Here is a 15,377-nt window from a genome sequence, read left to right on the forward strand (position 1 = left end):
TCGACTTGATCGACGACCGACAATTTAAAAGTCAGTGTGTAATCTCGTTGACTGCGTTTTGTGCCCGTATCCATTGCACCTTCCTGATAAGAAGCCAGAAGGTGTAAACCTTATTCAGGACGAAGCAACGACCACAAAAAAGCCCCTGGACCTTTCGATTCAGGGGCTTTTCGATATTGCTGTCTGGCTCCACGACCTGGACTCGAACCAGGGACCCAGTGATTAACAGTCACTTGCTCTACCAACTGAGCTATCGCGGAATGGCGCCTATGTTACTGATTCAAAAAGAGAAGTCAAGCACCTGATAGTAAAATCGGGGTTTCATCGGGACGGACGGTGATTTATCGCTGATTGGCGGTTACCGGAATTGCTGGCGAGGGCTAACATGGCGACCCGGAAGTGGTTCCACGCGCTGCCGGCCATTCGCCGATAAGGTACGTGCCATGACTTGCTTGACCGTTACAAAGCTTCGACACAATGGGGTATTCCCATGAGCATCGCGCAAATCAGCCTGCCCAAAGGGGTCGGCCCGCACGCCGAAAAACTGTTCGATGCAATCACCCAGGCCAGCAGCGCCGATGAGTTGAACCGTGCAGGGGGCAAGGCCGAGGGTTTTGTCCTGGGCCTGGAAAGCACCAAGGCGATCAAGAGCCAGGTCGCTGAATCGCTGTATGTCGCCTATGACGATGCCGCCAGCCAGCGCGCGACCGAACTTTCCTAGCCGCCGAAGGTAATGGTGCCAAGCATCAGTTTGGCGTAGAGCGCCGTCGCACCCAGTTGCACCAGCCACAGGGCCAAGCCGCCGAGAAACACGCCGGCAGCGACTTGCATCACCAGGTTGTTGCCGCGTTGTCTGGCCGGGGTGCGGGGGATGAAGTCGTCCAGGTCATCGCGATCAGCGCGTAGGTCATCGTTTTTCATATCGGCTCTCGTAAGAAATCTCGGGTGTACACCACACCTTGCAGGAGCGAGCATGCTCGCGAAGAACCTGAGGGCACCGCGGGGCGTCAGGTTTTCCGAGTCATCGTTAACGACCATCGCGAGCATGCTCGCTCCTGCAGTGGATGGATGTGTGCAGTTTAGAGGGCTCGCTCTGGTTGCTGAAAATTATCTGCGCCAAACAAAAAACGGGAAGCCAGAGGCTTCCCGTTTTTCGCATCAGCAGACCAATCAGATCACCTGAACAATTGCATCCGTTACAACCTTGATGTTGCTCTGGTTCAGGGCAGCCACGCAGATACGGCCGGTGTCCAGGGCGTAGATGCCGAACTCATTGCGCAGGCGATGCACTTGTTCAACGCTCAGGCCAGAGTACGAGAACATGCCGCGCTGGCGACCGACGAAGCTGAAGTCACGCTGCGGCGCGTTTTTCGCCAGGGTCTCGACCATTTGCGTGCGCATGCCACGAATGCGCAGGCGCATTTCGGCAAGCTCCGCTTCCCACTGGGCGCGCAGCTCCGGGCTGTTGAGTACGGCGGCGACGATGCTTGCACCGTGGGTTGGCGGGTTGGAGTAGTTGGTGCGGATCACGCGCTTGACTTGCGACAGTACGCGCGCGCTTTCTTCTTTCGATTCGCTGACGATCGACAGGGCGCCAACGCGCTCGCCGTACAGCGAGAACGATTTGGAGAACGAGCTGGAAACAAAGAAGGTCAGGCCCGATTCGGCGAACAGGCGCACGGCAGCGGCGTCTTCATCGATGCCGTCGCCGAAACCTTGATATGCCATGTCGAGGAACGGCACGTGACCCTTGGCTTTTACCACTTCCAGAACGTTGTTCCAGTCCGCTGGGCTCAGGTCCACACCGGTCGGGTTGTGGCAGCAAGCGTGCAACACAATGATCGAGCCGGACGGCAGGGCGTTCAGGTCTTCCAGCAAACCAGCACGGTTCACGTCATGGGTGGCGGCATCGTAGTAGCGATAGTTCTGCACCGGGAAGCCGGCGGTTTCAAACAGCGCGCGGTGGTTTTCCCAGCTTGGGTCGCTGATCGCCACGACGGCGTTCGGCAGCAGTTGCTTGAGGAAGTCGGCACCGATTTTCAGTGCGCCAGTACCGCCAACGGCCTGGGTGGTGATGACTCGGCCAGCGGCGATCAGTGGCGAATCATTGCCAAACAGCAATTTTTGCACGGCCTGGTCGTAGGCGGCGATGCCGTCGATTGGCAGGTAGCCACGGGAAGCGTGTTGAGCGACGCGAATGGTTTCGGCTTCGACAACGGCGCGCAGGAGTGGGATTTTCCCCTCCTCGTTGCAATAAACACCGACTCCCAGGTTGACCTTGTTGGTACGGGTATCGGCGTTAAATGCTTCGTTGAGGCCCAGGATTGGATCGCGTGGTGCCATTTCGACAGCGGAGAACAGGCTCATTTTTGCGGCGGCTCTGAATGGAGAATGGAGGGACGTGTCGCGCTCCAGCCGAATGCACTAGAGCGGTGCACAAACGGGGAGCTAGTATAGAGGCCATCCGCGAGGGATGGCGACAGACGAATCGGCTTTTAAGGTAAGTTTTTTCTATTATTTTTCGACCATTAGTCGATTAGCGCCGTCAAAGGCTTTACGCGTTGTAGGACGTTTACCTTGAAAGCGCCCGCAATCGGCTCCACATTGAGCGCAATCCAGTTTTTTCCTCGGGCGACATCGGTCGTTTGCGGTCTTTCTCGTTCGTGCCGGTTTTTCTGGCAAGAGTGATCCCAGAGGTTTTACATGTCTGAATTCCAGCTAGTCACCCGCTTCGAGCCTGCCGGCGATCAACCAGAGGCCATCCGCCTGATGGTCGAGGGCATTGAGGCCGGTCTGGCGCACCAGACTTTGCTCGGTGTGACAGGTTCCGGCAAGACCTTCAGCATCGCCAACGTGATCGCCCAGGTACAGCGCCCGACCCTGGTACTGGCGCCGAACAAGACCCTGGCGGCGCAGTTGTACGGCGAGTTCAAGGCGTTCTTCCCGAACAATGCCGTCGAGTACTTCGTTTCCTACTACGACTACTACCAGCCTGAAGCGTACGTGCCGTCTTCGGACACCTTCATCGAGAAAGACGCCTCGATCAACGACCATATCGAGCAGATGCGGCTGTCCGCGACCAAGGCTTTGCTGGAACGCAAGGACGCGATCATCGTCACCACGGTGTCGTGCATCTACGGTCTGGGTAGCCCGGAAACCTATCTGAAGATGGTTTTGCACGTGGATCGTGGCGACAAGCTTGACCAGCGTGAATTGTTGCGCCGCCTGGCTGACCTCCAATACACCCGCAACGACATGGAATTTGCCCGTGCGACGTTCCGGGTGCGCGGCGATGTGATCGATATCCACCCGGCGGAATCAGATTTCGAAGCGATCCGCATCGAGCTCTTCGATGACGAAGTGGAGAGCCTGTCGGCCTTCGATCCGTTGACCGGTGAAGTCATTCGCAAGCTGCCGCGCTTCACCTTCTACCCGAAAAGCCACTACGTGACACCTCGGGAAACCTTGCTGGATGCCGTTGAAGGGATCAAGGTCGAGTTGCAGGAGCGCCTGGACTACCTGCGTTCCAACAACAAGCTGGTGGAGGCGCAGCGCCTGGAACAGCGCACCCGGTTTGACCTGGAGATGATTCTTGAGCTGGGTTATTGCAATGGCATCGAGAACTACTCGCGCTACCTGTCCGGTCGCGAAGCCGGGGCGCCGCCGCCGACCCTGTACGATTACCTGCCGTCCGACGCTTTGCTGGTGATCGACGAATCCCACGTCAGCGTGCCGCAAGTGGGCGCCATGTACAAAGGCGACCGCTCACGTAAAGAGACGTTGGTGGAATATGGCTTCCGCCTGCCATCGGCGCTGGACAATCGGCCGATGCGTTTCGATGAGTGGGAAAGCATCAGCCCGCAGACGATTTTTGTCTCGGCGACGCCAGGCAATTACGAGGCCGAGCACGCTGGGCGCGTCATTGACATGGTGGTGCGTCCGACCGGTCTGGTGGACCCGCAGATCGAGATCCGCCCGGCACTGACCCAGGTCGACGATTTGCTGTCGGAAATCACCAAGCGCGTCGCCCTGGAAGAGCGAGTGCTGGTCACGACGCTGACCAAGCGCATGGCCGAGGACTTGACTGACTACCTGGCCGATCACGGTGTGCGCGTACGCTATCTGCACTCGGACATCGACACCGTGGAGCGGGTGGAAATCATCCGCGACTTGCGCCTTGGCACCTTCGATGTGCTGGTGGGGATCAACTTGCTGCGCGAGGGCCTGGACATGCCGGAAGTGTCGCTGGTGGCGATCCTCGATGCCGACAAGGAAGGCTTCCTGCGTTCCGAGCGTTCGCTGATCCAGACCATCGGTCGGGCGGCGCGTAACCTCAATGGCCGGGCGATTCTGTATGCCGACCGGATCACTGGCTCCATGGAGCGGGCGATCGGCGAAACCGAGCGTCGCCGCGACAAGCAGATCGCCTTCAACCTGGCCAATGGCATCACGCCCAAGGGCGTGTTCAAGGACGTTGCCGATATCATGGAAGGCGCCACCGTGCCGGGTTCGCGCAGCAAGAAGCGCAAGGGCATGGCCAAGGCCGCCGAGGAAAACGCCCGGTACGAAGCCGAGTTGCGCTCGCCGGGTGAGATCGCCAAGCGTATCAAGGCGTTGGAAGAGAAGATGTACCAGTTGGCGCGTGACCTGGAATTCGAAGCGGCGGCGCAGATGCGTGACGAGATTGCCAAGTTGCGCGAGCGCTTGATTACAGTCTGAGGTTTGCGTTGCGTGCGCGGGCCTCTTCGCGAGCAGGCTCGCTCCCACAAGGTTTAGCGTAATTCCTGTGGGAGCGAGCCTGCTCGCGAAGGCCGCGACTCGGTCTCAATGTGCTTCCCCAGCCTTCAACCCTGCCGGCAATGTCCTGGTCAACAACACCGCCAACATGCTGATCCCCAGCGCAATCCCGACAAAATGAAACGCATCGTTGTAGGCCATGATTGACGCCTGCTGGTGGGCGATCTCACTGAGTTTGCCCAAAGCCGCTGTTTCGTTGCCCAGGGTGTTGGTCAACGTGGCCAGGCGTTCGGCCACCTGTGGATTGCTTGGCACGATGGACTCGCGCAAATAATCAAAATAGGTCTTGGTCCGTGCATCCAGCAGGGTGGCGAGGAGGGCGATGCCAATGGCGCCGCCGAGGTTACGCAGGATGTTGAACAGGCTCGAAGCCGACCCCGCATCCTGGGGCAGGATGTACGCTGTGGCGATCAGCGAAATGGTGACCATGATCAGCGGCTGGCCCAATGCGCGAATGATCTGGATCTGGTTGAACTGTGGCCCGGCGAAGTCCGGGTTGAGCACGCCGGAGTAGAAACTTGCCAGGCCGAACAAGCCAAAACCGATCGTGCACAACCATTTCGGCGAGACCACCTTCATCAATTTCGGCACCAGGGGAATCAGGAACAGCTGCGGCACGCCCATCCACATGATCACTTCGCCGATCTGCAGGGCGTTGTAGTTTTGGATCTGCGCCAGGTACAGCGGTAACAAATAAATCGAACCGTACAGGCCAACCCCCATTCCGACGCTGGAAATACTCGATAAACCGAAGTTGCGATTGCCCAGGATGCCGAGGTTGATCAGCGGATTGGGCTTGGAAAACTGTACGATCACAAAAGTGATCAAGCTAATTAGCGCGATGCTGCCCAAGGCCACGATCAGGTTGGACTCGAGCCAGTCCTTGCGATGCCCTTCCTCCAGGAACACCTGCAAACAGCCAAGGCCGACGCCCAGGGTAACGATGCCGGCGTAGTCGGTGCTTTTAAGCAATTCCCAGTGGGCCGCTTTCTTTTCCAGGCCGTACATCAGCCCGGCGATCATGAGCAGGCCAGGCGGTATGTTGATGTAGAAAATGTATTCCCAGCCCCAGTTTTCCGTCAGCCAGCCACCGAGCGTCGGGCCGATCGATGGCGCGAAGGTTGCCGTCATCGCAAACATGGCCATGCCTTTGGCGCGGTGATGTTCGGGAAGTTTGATCAGGGTCAGGGTGAAGGCCAGCGGAATCAGCGCGCCGCCCGTGAAGCCCTGCAGTGCGCGAAAGACGATCATGCTTTCCAGGCTCCAGGCCATGGAGCACAGCAGCGAGGCAACGAGAAAACCCAGGGAAACCCACACCGCGAGGCGTCGCGCTGATAACAGCTGAACCAGCCATGCGGTCAGCGGGATCATGATGATTTCCGCCACCAGGTACGAGGTGGAAATCCACGAGCCTTCTTCCAGGGTGGCCGACAGCGCCCCCTGAATATCCTTGAGCGATGAATTGGTGATCTGGATGTCGAGCACCGCCATGAAGGCGCCGAGCATCACGCTCATCACCGCGATCCAGTCCCGCCGGGTCGGTTCCCCGACCGGGCGGATCAGTTGATCACCGGCCATCGTCAAGGGTGTCTTTGCTGCTCACTTTGGTGGTGAGATCTTCCGGGGCGTCCTTGATATTCACCTTGGCGGTCACCGACATGCCCGGGCGGATCTTGCCGCGCAACGGGTTATCGGCGGCGAAGGTCAGCTTCACGGGGATCCGTTGCACGACTTTGGTGAAGTTGCCCGTGGCATTGTCCGGCGGCAACAGGCTGAACTGCGCGCCCGAGGCGGCGAACAGGCTGTCGACCCGGGCTTCGATCGGCGTGTCGCCGTAGGCGTCGAAGGTCAGCTCGGCTTTCTGTCCGGGCTGCATGTGGCCAATCTGGGTTTCCTTGAAGTTGGCCTGAATCCAGATGTCTTCATCAGGCACCACCGACAGTAGATAGGCGCCGGCCTGCACGTATTGGCCATTGCGCGCGGCACGCTGGCCGATCAGGCCGCTGATCGGTGCATGGATTTCACTGCGGGAGAGGTTCAGCTCGGCCTGGGCCAGGTCGGCCCTGGCATTGGCGATCTGCGCGTCGAGGCGTTTGATTTCGGCACTCAACGCGTTGATTTGCTGGCGCTGGCCCTGAGCGTCCGCCTGGGCCTTGAGCAGCTGTGAGCGGGCAATGTGGTTGTCGGCCGAGAGCGTGGTCACGCGTTCTTCCGAGACATAACCGGGCTTGCGCAAGGTTTCGGCGCGGGTCAGATCTATCTGTGAACGGCCCAGGCTCGCCTGGCTGGACGCGACTTGCGCGTCGCTGGCGGCAATCAGGCTGGCCTGCTGGGTCAGTTTGCTCTGGGCTTGCAGGCGTTCGGCCTGGCGGGTGGCGAGCGTCGCATTGGCGCGGTCGACGGCGAGGCGGAAATCATCGCCTTCGAGCCTTATCAGCAACTGGCCTTTCTCGACGTGCTGGTTGTCCTGCACCAACACCTCATCGATGCGCGCCCCCAACTGGCTCGACACGCGGGTGATTTCGCCTTGGACATAGGCGTTATCGGTGCTTTCATAAAACCGCCCGTTGAAAAACCAATGGGCGAGAAAGCCCCCGGCGATCAGCAGGACAATCAACAGGAAGAGGGACAGGCGACGCTTGAGTTGGGCAGGCATGGGGCAAACTGTAGTCGAGAATATGTAAGGAAAGTTATCAGCTGGTGAATCTGGCACACAGCCGATAAACGGTAAATGCCATCGGCTGATATTCGGCCATTCACCACGGCATACAGGCGTTGTAGACGCAAACTTGGCTTAAATGCCCTGTTCACTGGAGCGGGGCGGGTGTCGCCTGTTACCATTCGCCCTTTGTTTGATCTTCTTTTCGAGACTTGCCATGACCACCGTCCGCACGCGCATCGCGCCATCGCCTACCGGGGACCCCCACGTAGGTACCGCTTACATCGCATTGTTCAACTACTGCTTTGCCAAGCAGCACGGCGGTGAGTTCATCCTGCGGATCGAAGACACCGACCAGCTGCGTTCGACCCGCGAGTCCGAGCAGCAGATTTTCGATGCCCTGCGCTGGTTGGGTATCGACTGGAGCGAGGGCCCGGACGTCGGCGGTCCCCACGGTCCGTATCGTCAAAGCGAGCGCGGCGAGATCTATCAGAAGTACTGTCAGCAGCTCGTTGACATGGGCCATGCCTTCCCGTGCTTCTGCACCGCCGAAGAGCTGGACCAGATGCGCGCCGAACAAATGGCCCGTGGCGAAACCCCACGATACGACGGCCGAGCGCTGTTGCTGTCCAAGGAAGAAGTGGCGCGCCGCCTGGCCGCTGGTGAACCGCACGTGATCCGCATGAAGGTGCCGAGCGAAGGCGTGTGCGTGGTGCCGGACATGCTGCGTGGCGACGTTGAAATCCCGTGGGATCGCATGGACATGCAAGTCCTGATGAAGACCGACGGCCTGCCGACGTACTTCCTGGCCAACGTGGTCGATGACCATCTGATGGGCATCACCCACGTATTGCGCGGCGAAGAGTGGCTGCCATCGGCGCCGAAACTGATCCTCTTGTACGAATACTTCGGCTGGGAACAACCGGAGCTGTGCTACATGCCGCTGCTGCGTAACCCGGACAAGAGCAAGCTGTCCAAGCGCAAGAACCCGACTTCGGTGACGTTCTACGAGCGCATGGGCTTTATGCCCGAAGCGATGCTCAACTACTTGGGCCGGATGGGCTGGTCGATGCCGGACGAGCGCGAGAAGTTCTCGCTGCAGGAAATGGTCGATAACTTCGACCTCAAGCGCGTCTCCCTCGGCGGACCGATTTTCGACATCGAGAAACTGTCCTGGCTCAACGGCCAGTGGTTGCGTGACCTGCCGGTGGAAGAGTTCGCTGCGCGCGTGCAGAAGTGGGCATTCAATGCCGAATACATGATGAAGATCGCGCCGCACGTGCAGGGCCGCGTCGAGACGTTCAGCCAGGTTGCACCGCTGGCCGGATTCTTCTTTGCCGGTGGCGTGAATCCGGACGCCAGGCTGTTCGAATCGAAAAAGCTCTCGGGCGATCAGGTTCGCCAGTTGATGCAGTTGATCCTGTGGAAGCTCGAAAGCCTGCGCCAGTGGGAGAAAGACAGCATTACCGCGACCATTCAGGCAGTGGTCGAATCCCTGGAGTTGAAGCTGCGTGATGCCATGCCGCTGATGTTCGCCGCGATCACCGGCCAGGCCAGCTCGGTGTCGGTGCTCGATGCGATGGAAATCCTCGGGCCGGACCTGACCCGATTCCGCCTGCGCCAGGCGATCGACCTGCTGGGTGGCGTGTCGAAGAAAGAAAACAAGGAGTGGGAAAAGCTGTTGGGCGCTATTGCCTGATTCCCACTGTAGGAGCTGCCGCAGGCTGCGATCTTTTGATCTTGCTTTTAAAAGCCAACGTCAAAAGATCGCAGCCTTCGGCAGCTCCTACGGGTCTGCGTTCCTCGCAAACAACCCGATTTTTCGAGGGGAGGGCGGTAAGTGATTGTTATGTCGGCAAAAAATTTTAAATTTTTTGAAAAATAAGTTTGACAGACTTTCGATACGCCCTTAAGATTCGCCCCGTCCTCAGCGATGAAGCCAACGGCAACATCAACGATGAGGGGCTATAGCTCAGCTGGGAGAGCGCTTGCATGGCATGCAAGAGGTCGACGGTTCGATCCCGTCTAGCTCCACCAATTTACACTTCGAGGTCTGGCCACACCGGCCTCGAGGCGATCAACACTCAGCGTTGATCAGTTGTATAGAAGGGTTTGCGTCCCCTTCGTCTAGTGGCCTAGGACACCGCCCTTTCACGGCGGTAACAGGGGTTCGAGTCCCCTAGGGGACGCCAGTTTTACAGAAGCGATGTTGCAAGATCTCGCTCCGCCGCGAGGCGAAAAATCTGGGGCTATAGCTCAGCTGGGAGAGCGCCTGCATGGCATGCAGGAGGTCAGCGGTTCGATCCCGCTTAGCTCCACCAATTTTACAGTTCAAGGTCTGGCCACACCGGCCTTGAATCGATCAGTTCTCAGCGCTGATCATTGTATAGAAGGGTTTGCGTCCCCTTCGTCTAGTGGCCTAGGACACCGCCCTTTCACGGCGGTAACAGGGGTTCGAGTCCCCTAGGGGACGCCACGATTACCCGCTCTGCGGGATTTTATAAGGGTCATTCAATTATTGAATGGCCCTTTTGTTTGTCTGGCGTTTGGCCAAATCTCCCTCTTTCTCCCAAACTGTTCTTCAGACCAGCGGTCACATCCACGACTTGCAGAAAATTATTATGAGAATAATATTCTAGTCGTAATATTCGGAGGCAACGATGAACGATAAAAAAGCTCAAACCCGCGAACGCATTCTCAAGGCAGCCAGCGCCGCGCTGATCCAGCGTGGTCCGGCCGAGCCAAGCGTTGGCGAAGTGATGGGTGCGGCCGGCCTGACCGTCGGCGGCTTTTATGCGCACTTCGAAAGCAAGGACGCGATGATGCTGGAAGCGTTCAAGCAGTTGCTGGGTCACCGCCGTGACCTGATTGCCGACATGGATGCCGAGTTGACCGGTGAAGAGCGTCGCGCGTTGGTTGCAGCGTTTTATCTGTCACGCAAACACCGCGATTCCAGCGAGTCTGCGTGCCCGATCCCGGCCTCGATCGGTGAGCTCGGACGCCTGCCCGAGGCGTTTCGAATTGCACTGAATGAACACATGGAGTTGATGGTCGCGCAATTGGCGGCCAGTCCTGAAGACACCGACAAAGCCCTGGCTGATCTGGCCTTGATGGTGGGCGGCCTGGCGCTGGCACGGGCGCTGGGCCCCGGTGATTTATCCGATCGTTTGCTGCGCGCGGCCAAGTCGGCGGTGCGTTGACCTGAAGGCTGCGGCCTGGGGAGAATGCGATGAGCACGTTGAAGTGGGTTCGTGGCGTTAATGGCACCTTGGGCTGGTTCGCCCCGAAGCTGGTGGCGAGCAAAATGCGATTGGCGTTCATGACGCCGCGCGATTTTCCACCGCGTGATTGGGAACTGCCGCTGCTGGCCAAATCCGAACGCATTACTTTGCGTTTCGGCCTTTCAGCGTTGCGCTGGGGGCAAGGCCCGGCAGTGCTTTTGATGCACGGCTGGGAAGGTCGGCCCACACAGTTTGCCAGCCTGATCACGGCGCTGGTCGATGCCGGGTATTCGGTTGTCGCTTTGGATGGCCCGGCGCACGGTCGCTCGCCCGGGCGCGAGGCGAATGTCGTGCTGTTCGCCCGAGCCCTGCTGGAAGCCGCCGCCGAATTGCCGCCGCTGCAAGCAGTCATCGGCCACTCCATGGGCGGCGCCAGTGCCATGCTTGCCGTGCAAATGGGCCTGCGCACCGAAACCCTGGTCAGCATTGCCGCCCCGGCGCGGATTCTCGGGGTATTGCGCGGTTTCGCCCGCTACGTGGGGCTGCCCCCGAAAGCCCGCTCGGCGTTCATCCGCCAGGTCGAATCTGACGTCGGTATGCGCGCGGCGATGCTGGATGTCGCGCACTACCAGCTCGACATGCCTGGCCTGATCGTGCACGCCGAGGACGACACCCATGTCCCGGTCAAGGAATCACAACTGATCCACGAAGCCTGGTTCGACAGTCGTCTGCTGCGTTTGCAGGAAGGCGGTCATCAGCGGGTGCTGGCTGACCCGCGGGTGATTGATGGCGTGTTATCACTGCTGGCCGGTCGCAGCCTGCAATCGCGCCAATCGGCTTGAGCATCCGTTACACTGCCCCGGTCGAATCAATCTGACCGGGGAGTGGGGCATGGGCTGGGATCGGGCAACGCCGTTTATCATTGATCTGCAAGTGGGCGCCGAGGACATCGACGGGCTGGGGCACGCCAATAACGCGGTGTACGTAACCTGGCTCGAACGTTGTGCCTGGCGCCACTCCCAGCGCCTCGGCCTGGATCTGGTCGAATACCGTCGGCTGGACCGGGCAATGGCGGTGGTGCGCCACGAAATCGATTACCTGGCGGCCGCCTATGAAGGCGACGAGTTGCAGTTGGCGACCTGGATCGTCGATTGGGACCAGCGCCTGAAAATGACCCGGCATTTCCAGTTGAAGCGTCCCAGCGATAATTCGACCTTGCTGCGCGCGCAAACCACGTTCGTTTGCATCGAGCTGTCCACCGGCAAGCCCAAGCGCATGCCTGCCGAGTTCATCGAAGGCTATGGCCCGGCGCTGCAAGCCCCGGCCTGACACCCCCCTGTAGGAGCGAGCATGCTCGCGATGGTCGTCAACGATTACGCTGGGAACCTGACACCCCGCAGCGCTCTCAGGTTCATCGCGAGCAGGCTCGCTCCTACAGGGTTCTGCGATTTCTCGCGATATCCAGTAAACTGCCGCACGTTTTTCGTTGAGTGTGTTTTTCATGCAAATTGCCTTGGCACCCATGGAGGGGTTGGTCGACGATATCCTGCGCGACGTGCTGACCCGAGTGGGCGGTATCGATTGGTGCGTGACCGAGTTCATTCGGGTCAACGATCAACTGCTTACGCCTGCTTATTTCCATAAATTCGGCCCGGAACTGCTGAACGGCGCCCGGACTGCTTCTGGTGTGCCGCTGCGCGTGCAGTTGCTGGGTTCCGATCCGGTGTGCCTGGCGGAAAACGCCGCGCTGGCCTGCGAGCTGGGTTCCGAGGTGATCGACCTCAATTTCGGCTGCCCGGCCAAGACCGTGAACAAGTCCCGGGGCGGCGCTGTGCTGCTCAAGGAACCAGAGCTGCTCAACCAGATCGTCGAGCATGTCCGTCGCGCCGTTCCGGCGCACATCCCGGTAACGGCCAAGATGCGCCTGGGCTTTGATAGCCCGGACGGATCGCTGGTCTGCGCCACGGCGCTGGCTGAAGGCGGTGCCGAGCATATCGTGGTCCACGCCCGGACCAAGACTGACGGCTACAAGCCACCTGCCCACTGGGAGTGGATCCCGCGGGTACAGGACGTGGTCAAGGTGCCGGTGTTCGCCAACGGTGATATCTGGAGCGTCGAAGACTGGCGCCGTTGCCGCGAAATCAGCGGCGTGGAAGACATCATGCTCGGTCGCGGCCTGGTTTCGCGCCCCGATCTGGCCCGGCAAATCGCGGCGGCGAAGGCCGGTGAAGAGGTTGTCGAGATGACCTGGGCCGAGCTGCTGCCGCTGATCCAGGATTTCTGGCTGCAGGCCAAGGCTCAGATGACAGCGCGTCAATCGCCGGGCCGCTTGAAGCAGTGGCTGGCGATGTTGACCCGCAATTATCCTGAGGCGGTCGAGTTGTTCAGCGTCCTGCGCCGTGAGACCGAGCTGGATCAGGTTTCGCGTCTGCTGGGGCTGCAGGTGGCTGAAGCAGCCTGAAATTTTTTGTAAAAAATGCAGAAAATAATCTCTTGAAAACCAATCAGCGGTCCCTATCTAAGGATTACGCGATGCCGAATTCGGGTCGCGGAGACAAAAAAACTTGCTGATCTGTTTTCAGGAGATTTGAATCATGAGTACTGCATTTTCCATGGCACCACTGTTCCGTTCCTCGGTTGGCTTCGACCGTTTCAATGACCTGTTCGAAACCGCCCTGCGCAACGAGCCAGGCAGCACCTACCCACCTTATAACGTGGAAAAGCACGGCGACGACCAATACCGCATCGTCGTAGCGGCCGCCGGCTTCCAGGAAGAAGACCTGGAGCTGCAAGTGGAAAAAGGTGTGCTGACCATCAGTGGGGGCGGCAAACGTGAAGTGAACGAGGGCGTCACTTACCTGTACCAGGGTATCGCACAGCGGGCCTTCAAACTGTCCTTCCGCCTGGCGGACCATATCCAGATCAAGGCCGCCGACCTGAGCAACGGTTTGTTGAGTATCGACCTGTTGCGGGTGATTCCCGAAGAAGACAAAGCCAAGCGCATCCCGATCAACGGGACACAAAAACCGGCTCTGCAGCATTGAGTCGGACCGGGCAGGGTTGTCTGAGGACGACTTGACCGGCTGAAGCAAAAGACCCCGACTTGTCGGGGTCTTTTTTTTTGGAACGGTTTCTTTTAATCAAGTCCACCCATACCGAACCAGATGAAAGAAAATCGGTGCGGCAAAACACACCGAATCCAGGCGATCGAGCATGCCGCCATGGCCTTCGATCATATGCCCCCAATCCTTCACTCCGCGGTCGCGCTTGATCGCCGACATCACGATGCCGCCAGCGAAACCCAGCAGGTTGATCAGCAGGGCGATGAGCAGCGACTGCCAGGCAGTGAACGGCGTGATCCACCACAAGGCGCAGCCGATCAGTGAGGCCAGCAGGATGCCCCCGACAAAACCTTCCACGGTCTTGGACGGCGACAGGTTCGGCGCAATCTTGCGTTTGCCGAACAATTTGCCGCACACGTACTGCAGGACATCCGACATCTGCACCACGATCACCAGATAGGCGATCAACAGCAGGTTGCGCCCCTCGTAACCGGCAATATCGAGGGTCAACAGGGCGGGTACATGGGATACGCAGAATACCGCGATCATCAGGCCCCACTGGACTTTCGAGGCGCGTTCGAGGAAATGCGTGCTGTCGCCGCCCAGGGACGCCAGGATCGGCAGGAGCAGGAACACGTAGACCGGAATGAAGATCGAGAACAGCCCGTACCAGTCGTAGTAAATCAGCAGGTATTGCAGCGGCAGGGCCAGGTAGAAGGCCGCGACCAAAGCCGGATAGTCGCTGCGGCGAGTGGGCGTGAGTGTCATGAATTCGCGCAGGGCGTAGAAGGACACCGTGTAGAACAGCAGGATCACGGCGGTGGTGCCGAGCCAGAAGGCGATCCCGATCACCAGTACCATCACCCACCAGGCGTTAATCCGGGCGTTGAGGTTGTCGATCACCGGATTGGGGGCGCCATGGGTGCGTCGCTTGAGAACGAAACCGATCACCGAGGCCAGCAACAGAAACGCGCCAATCCCGCCGAACAACATCAGGGTTTGTCTATCCATGTCAGGCATGCTCCCCGGCCAGGCTCAGCAGCGCTTCGCGGCTGCGTTCGAGAAAGTGCGTCTTGCTTTCGTCTTCGTCCAGGGTCAACGCGGCGCCAAAGCTGATGGTGCATAAAAGCGGCAGCGGCAGGACCCGCCCCTTGGGCATGACGCGGTTGAGGTTGGCGATCCACACCGGGATCAACTGCGCCTGGGGATATTGCCTTGCCAGGTGGTAAAGCCCACTCTTGAACGGCAATAAACCCTCATCGGGGTTACGCGTGCCTTCGGGAAAAATGATCAGCGAGTCGCCGTTTTCCAGGGCATCGAGCATCGGTTGCAAGGGATTGTCGGCGGGTTCCTTGCGTTCACGGTCAACCAGTACGCCGTTGAACACCTGGTTGATGATGTAGCGCCGCAACGGGCTTTTCAGCCAGTAGTCCGAGCCTGCCACGGGCCGGGTGATGGTGCGCAGGGTCGGCGGCAGCGAGGCCCACAGCAGGACGAAATCGCCATGGCTGCTGTGGTTGGCAAAGTAGATACGCTGTACAGGTTCCGGTGCGCAGCCGAGCCACAGGCTGCGCGCGCCGGTCAGTATGCGCGCGGCCGAGGTGATGAGGGTGGCAACCACGGGTTCGAGCATGGGAA

At 59.3% G+C, this 15,377-nt stretch carries 14 protein-coding genes, 5 tRNA genes and 1 pseudogene; 12 read left to right on the forward strand and 8 right to left on the reverse strand.

The features are described 5' to 3' along the window. Window positions 1-184: 184 nt before the first annotated feature. Window positions 185-260 (reverse strand) — tRNA-Asn (locus tag CGA21_RS17575). 230 nt (window positions 261-490) lie between these two features. Between CGA21_RS17575 and CGA21_RS17580 the strand changes: the two genes are divergently transcribed. After that, window positions 491-721, forward strand: a complete 231-nt coding sequence (locus tag CGA21_RS17580; protein WP_110749209.1) for a hypothetical protein — start codon at window positions 491-493, stop codon at window positions 719-721. On the opposite strand, the gene CGA21_RS17585 is transcribed toward CGA21_RS17580, so the two are convergent. The 3 genes and pseudogenes from CGA21_RS17585 to CGA21_RS17595 all read right to left on the reverse strand — a co-directional run bounded on the left by CGA21_RS17585 (window position 718) and on the right by CGA21_RS17595 (window position 2,367). Beyond that, a complete protein-coding gene (locus CGA21_RS17585) occupies window positions 718-921 on the reverse strand; it encodes a hypothetical protein (RefSeq protein ID WP_020795512.1) in 204 nt (67 codons plus the stop codon). The two genes, CGA21_RS17580 and CGA21_RS17585, sit on opposite strands and share 4 nt — an antisense overlap. A 42-nt stretch (window positions 922-963) precedes the next feature. Beyond that, a pseudogene (locus CGA21_RS29980) lies at window positions 964-1,047 on the reverse strand (outer membrane lipoprotein carrier protein LolA); the annotation flags it as partial. Window positions 1,048-1,170: 123 nt separating this feature from the next. After that, window positions 1,171-2,367, reverse strand: coding sequence for an amino acid aminotransferase (locus tag CGA21_RS17595; RefSeq protein WP_033042130.1), 1,197 nt, complete (start codon window positions 2,365-2,367; stop codon window positions 1,171-1,173). Between the two features lie 336 nt (window positions 2,368-2,703). Between CGA21_RS17595 and uvrB the strand changes: the two genes are divergently transcribed. Then, window positions 2,704-4,719, forward strand: a complete 2,016-nt coding sequence (gene uvrB, locus CGA21_RS17600) for an excinuclease ABC subunit UvrB (RefSeq protein WP_188264700.1) — start codon at window positions 2,704-2,706, stop codon at window positions 4,717-4,719. A gap of 105 nt (window positions 4,720-4,824) precedes the next feature. Here the strand turns inward: uvrB and CGA21_RS17605 are convergent, their stop codons facing one another. Next, window positions 4,825-6,315: an MDR family MFS transporter gene (locus tag CGA21_RS17605; RefSeq protein ID WP_177411591.1), complete on the reverse strand. Its 1,491-nt coding sequence runs from the start codon at window positions 6,313-6,315 to the stop codon at window positions 4,825-4,827. A 49-nt stretch (window positions 6,316-6,364) separates the two neighbouring features. Then, window positions 6,365-7,453, reverse strand: coding sequence for an HlyD family secretion protein (locus CGA21_RS17610; RefSeq protein ID WP_110749205.1), 1,089 nt, complete (start codon window positions 7,451-7,453; stop codon window positions 6,365-6,367). Window positions 7,454-7,673: 220 nt separating this feature from the next. On the opposite strand from CGA21_RS17610, the gene gltX reads away from it, so the two are divergent. The 10 genes from gltX to CGA21_RS17660 all read left to right on the forward strand — a co-directional run bounded on the left by gltX (window position 7,674) and on the right by CGA21_RS17660 (window position 13,721). Then, on the forward strand, window positions 7,674-9,155 hold the full coding sequence (gene gltX, locus CGA21_RS17615; RefSeq protein ID WP_020795507.1) for a glutamate--tRNA ligase: 1,482 nt from the start codon (window positions 7,674-7,676) through the stop codon (window positions 9,153-9,155). Between the two features lie 262 nt (window positions 9,156-9,417). Next, window positions 9,418-9,493: transfer RNA gene (locus CGA21_RS17620), tRNA-Ala, on the forward strand. 79 nt (window positions 9,494-9,572) lie between these two features. After that, window positions 9,573-9,648 (forward strand) — tRNA-Glu (locus tag CGA21_RS17625). A 53-nt stretch (window positions 9,649-9,701) separates the two neighbouring features. Further along, window positions 9,702-9,777: transfer RNA gene (locus CGA21_RS17630), tRNA-Ala, on the forward strand. A 79-nt stretch (window positions 9,778-9,856) separates the two neighbouring features. Continuing rightward, window positions 9,857-9,932 (forward strand) — tRNA-Glu (locus tag CGA21_RS17635). 184 nt (window positions 9,933-10,116) lie between these two features. Further along, complete coding sequence (locus CGA21_RS17640; protein WP_020795506.1) at window positions 10,117-10,656, forward strand: TetR/AcrR family transcriptional regulator; 540 nt, start codon at window positions 10,117-10,119, stop codon at window positions 10,654-10,656. Between the two features lie 29 nt (window positions 10,657-10,685). Beyond that, complete coding sequence (locus CGA21_RS17645; protein ID WP_020795505.1) at window positions 10,686-11,519, forward strand: alpha/beta fold hydrolase; 834 nt, start codon at window positions 10,686-10,688, stop codon at window positions 11,517-11,519. A 49-nt stretch (window positions 11,520-11,568) separates the two neighbouring features. Next, on the forward strand, window positions 11,569-12,006 hold the full coding sequence (locus CGA21_RS17650; protein ID WP_008056333.1) for an acyl-CoA thioesterase: 438 nt from the start codon (window positions 11,569-11,571) through the stop codon (window positions 12,004-12,006). Window positions 12,007-12,178: 172 nt separating this feature from the next. Next, on the forward strand, window positions 12,179-13,138 hold the full coding sequence (locus CGA21_RS17655) for a tRNA dihydrouridine synthase (RefSeq protein WP_110749203.1): 960 nt from the start codon (window positions 12,179-12,181) through the stop codon (window positions 13,136-13,138). A gap of 133 nt (window positions 13,139-13,271) precedes the next feature. Continuing rightward, entirely contained in the window at window positions 13,272-13,721 is a 450-nt protein-coding gene (locus CGA21_RS17660) for an Hsp20 family protein (protein WP_020795502.1), read from the forward strand. 96 nt (window positions 13,722-13,817) lie between these two features. Here the strand turns inward: CGA21_RS17660 and CGA21_RS17665 are convergent, their stop codons facing one another. Continuing rightward, on the reverse strand, window positions 13,818-14,750 hold the full coding sequence (locus tag CGA21_RS17665) for a phosphatidate cytidylyltransferase (protein WP_188264701.1): 933 nt from the start codon (window positions 14,748-14,750) through the stop codon (window positions 13,818-13,820). A 1-nt stretch (window position 14,751) separates the two neighbouring features. After that, entirely contained in the window at window positions 14,752-15,372 is a 621-nt protein-coding gene (locus CGA21_RS17670) for a lysophospholipid acyltransferase family protein (protein WP_020795500.1), read from the reverse strand. Between the last annotated feature and the right edge of the window lie 5 nt (window positions 15,373-15,377).

The sequence above is a fragment of the Pseudomonas sp. PSB11 genome (assembly GCF_014596605.1).
Taxonomy (GTDB): domain Bacteria; phylum Pseudomonadota; class Gammaproteobacteria; order Pseudomonadales; family Pseudomonadaceae; genus Aquipseudomonas; species Aquipseudomonas umsongensis.

Bases quoted from the DNA above. Each gene is read 5' to 3' on its own strand.
- CGA21_RS17595 (WP_033042130.1), bottom strand. From the start codon at position 2,367: ATGAGCCTGTTCTCCGCTGTCGAAATGGCACCACGCGATCCAATCCTG.
- CGA21_RS17670 (WP_020795500.1), bottom strand. From the start codon at position 15,372: ATGCTCGAACCCGTGGTTGCCACCCTCATCACCTCGGCCGCGCGCATA.
- CGA21_RS17645 (WP_020795505.1), top strand. From the start codon at position 10,686: ATGAGCACGTTGAAGTGGGTTCGTGGCGTTAATGGCACCTTGGGCTGG.
- CGA21_RS17640 (WP_020795506.1), top strand. From the start codon at position 10,117: ATGAACGATAAAAAAGCTCAAACCCGCGAACGCATTCTCAAGGCAGCC.
- CGA21_RS17665 (WP_188264701.1), bottom strand. From the start codon at position 14,750: ATGGATAGACAAACCCTGATGTTGTTCGGCGGGATTGGCGCGTTTCTG.
- CGA21_RS17580 (WP_110749209.1), top strand. From the start codon at position 491: ATGAGCATCGCGCAAATCAGCCTGCCCAAAGGGGTCGGCCCGCACGCC.
- CGA21_RS17650 (WP_008056333.1), top strand. From the start codon at position 11,569: ATGGGCTGGGATCGGGCAACGCCGTTTATCATTGATCTGCAAGTGGGC.
- CGA21_RS17660 (WP_020795502.1), top strand. From the start codon at position 13,272: ATGAGTACTGCATTTTCCATGGCACCACTGTTCCGTTCCTCGGTTGGC.
- uvrB (WP_188264700.1), top strand. From the start codon at position 2,704: ATGTCTGAATTCCAGCTAGTCACCCGCTTCGAGCCTGCCGGCGATCAA.
- gltX (WP_020795507.1), top strand. From the start codon at position 7,674: ATGACCACCGTCCGCACGCGCATCGCGCCATCGCCTACCGGGGACCCC.
- CGA21_RS17585 (WP_020795512.1), bottom strand. From the start codon at position 921: ATGAAAAACGATGACCTACGCGCTGATCGCGATGACCTGGACGACTTC.
- CGA21_RS17610 (WP_110749205.1), bottom strand. From the start codon at position 7,453: ATGCCTGCCCAACTCAAGCGTCGCCTGTCCCTCTTCCTGTTGATTGTC.
- CGA21_RS17655 (WP_110749203.1), top strand. From the start codon at position 12,179: ATGCAAATTGCCTTGGCACCCATGGAGGGGTTGGTCGACGATATCCTG.